Annotated in this window: 2 protein-coding genes; both read right to left on the bottom strand. The window is 48.8% G+C overall.

Going from position 1 to position 1,746, the window contains the following annotated elements; all coding sequences use genetic code 11:
• Positions 1 to 32: 32 nt before the first annotated feature.
• Positions 33 to 428, bottom strand: a complete 396-nt coding sequence (locus JKP77_RS22060; protein ID WP_012516872.1) for a hypothetical protein — start codon at positions 426 to 428, stop codon at positions 33 to 35.
• The coding region (gene tnpC / locus JKP77_RS22055; protein ID WP_218313327.1) for an IS66 family transposase at positions 400 to 1,746 on the bottom strand (1,347 nt) is incomplete at its 5' end. The genes tnpC and JKP77_RS22060, both read right to left, overlap by 29 nt.

Genomic DNA, 1,746 nt, shown 5'->3' with positions numbered 1-1,746 from the left:
GTAAGCGATCAATATAGACCGTTGTGATTCGTTTAGTGTTTGAGGCTATCTTCGTTTAAGGAGATGCGTTCTATATCTAACCGTGCTTCACAGCCGAAGATAAAGTCCCCTTGCTCTTCTCTTATCCAGTGATCTCCAACCGCGCGGATATCATCGCTAAACTTGGTCTTCTTTCTTTTTATCAATCGTTTTACTTGAAGTTGTCCTTCTTTAGGCGCTTGAGAGAGTGCATCAAGCACCATTTTTTCATTTTTGTCTGTGTTGTGCCAAGTGTCCAATACAATGGCATTCCACACGGTTATTATCGTCAGCATAGCATCTTCCATTTCTGCCTGGCTGTAATCAGCAGGGAGTGCATTTAACACTCCTTTACCGAACTCCATAATTGTGGCTGAGATTTTAGTGTTGGGAAGTGAGTATTTTGACATCGCTGACTAACCTGTTTTGATTGTATTTTTGTTTCCAGAGCCGCGGCGTGAGGTCGATTACGTCCCTGGCCGGATGTAATGCCACGCGTTGTAATACATCCACCAGATAATGGTAGGGATTAACGCCTTGCAGGCGGCAAGTCACCATCAGGCTTTGCAGTATGCCCAGTTGTTCAGCGCCAAGTTCAGACCAGCAGAACAAATAGTTTTTTCTCCCCATGGGAATAACACGCAGTGCCCGCTCAAGATGATTGGTATCCATGGGTAAGGCGGGGTTACCCAGGAACACTTTGAGTTGGCTTTCTCGCTCATGCGCATAATGGAGTGCCTTGGCGAAGGGAGATTTGGGCAGTAAATCAGTGCGTTGTCGCTGTTGATAGACCCACCGGAAGAAGTCGGTAACGAGTGGCTCGCTGTGTTGTTTCCGGTAAGCATGGATATCGGCTAGGTCTAATTGTTTATGCCTGATGTGTTTTTCATGCCGGTAAAGCGTGGCGATGATATCCAGTGCCTGTTGCGCGGTGTGCGGCTCACTGTCGAGGGCTTTTTCAAAGCCCCTGCGCATGTGTACCCAACAGGCTGCGTGCACAATCTGTTGTTCTTGTTGGTTTATCTGCGCTACCGTTTTGGTGTAAGCGGCATAGCCATCGGTGAGCAAGGTACCGGTAAAGTCCTGTAACTGTGCTTGGGCATGCAACATTCCCCGGCTGTTACTCCAAGTAAACGCCACTTCATCACTGTCACCGTACAGGGGCCAGAAGTAGGTTTGTTTCATGTGTCCGGGTTTTCGGCCAGCGCCTTTAGTGCGACCTGCTTTAATAGGCACTTCATCCATGGCCAGTATTTTACTTTGCAGAATGTGTTGCCACTGGGCTTTGGCGATGGGTCGAAGCAGCTCAATGCCTTTTTGTATCCAGTTGATTAAGGTGGCCCGGCTAAGGGTAATACCGCTATCCAGCATCCGTTGATGTTGGCGGTGAAGCGGTAAGTGATACACCGCTTTATCAACCATCAGTCCGGCGAGCAGTGAGACATCGCAGTAACAGCCTTCCAGCACATTGGTGGGGGCAGGCGTCTCCTTAATGGTTTGCGTGGTTTTATGACGCACGACCTGTCGACGGAATCTCAATACCACATAACTGCCAGGCTGTTGTGCTAAGCGACAGGTTTCTTTGGTATCCACTAATTCATACTGGTCGGCATCCGCCCCCTGTAATTCTGGCGCAGGTATATCAATAATCTGTTGCGGCACTGTCTCATCAAAACGCAGGCCTTCATCATTGACATCCGAGTCGCGACGTTGCTTTTGTGAGGAACG

It is taken from the genome of Alteromonas antoniana (assembly GCF_019249295.1).
In the GTDB taxonomy this organism is placed as follows: Bacteria; Pseudomonadota; Gammaproteobacteria; order Enterobacterales; family Alteromonadaceae; genus Alteromonas; species Alteromonas antoniana.
The sequence above is the reverse complement of the archived record's forward strand: the minus strand, read 5'-3'. Positions and strand labels throughout refer to the sequence as shown.

Coding starts and splice junctions, on each gene's coding strand:
- JKP77_RS22060 (WP_012516872.1), bottom strand. CDS start 428: ATGTCAAAATACTCACTTCCCAACACTAAAATCTCAGCCACAATTATG.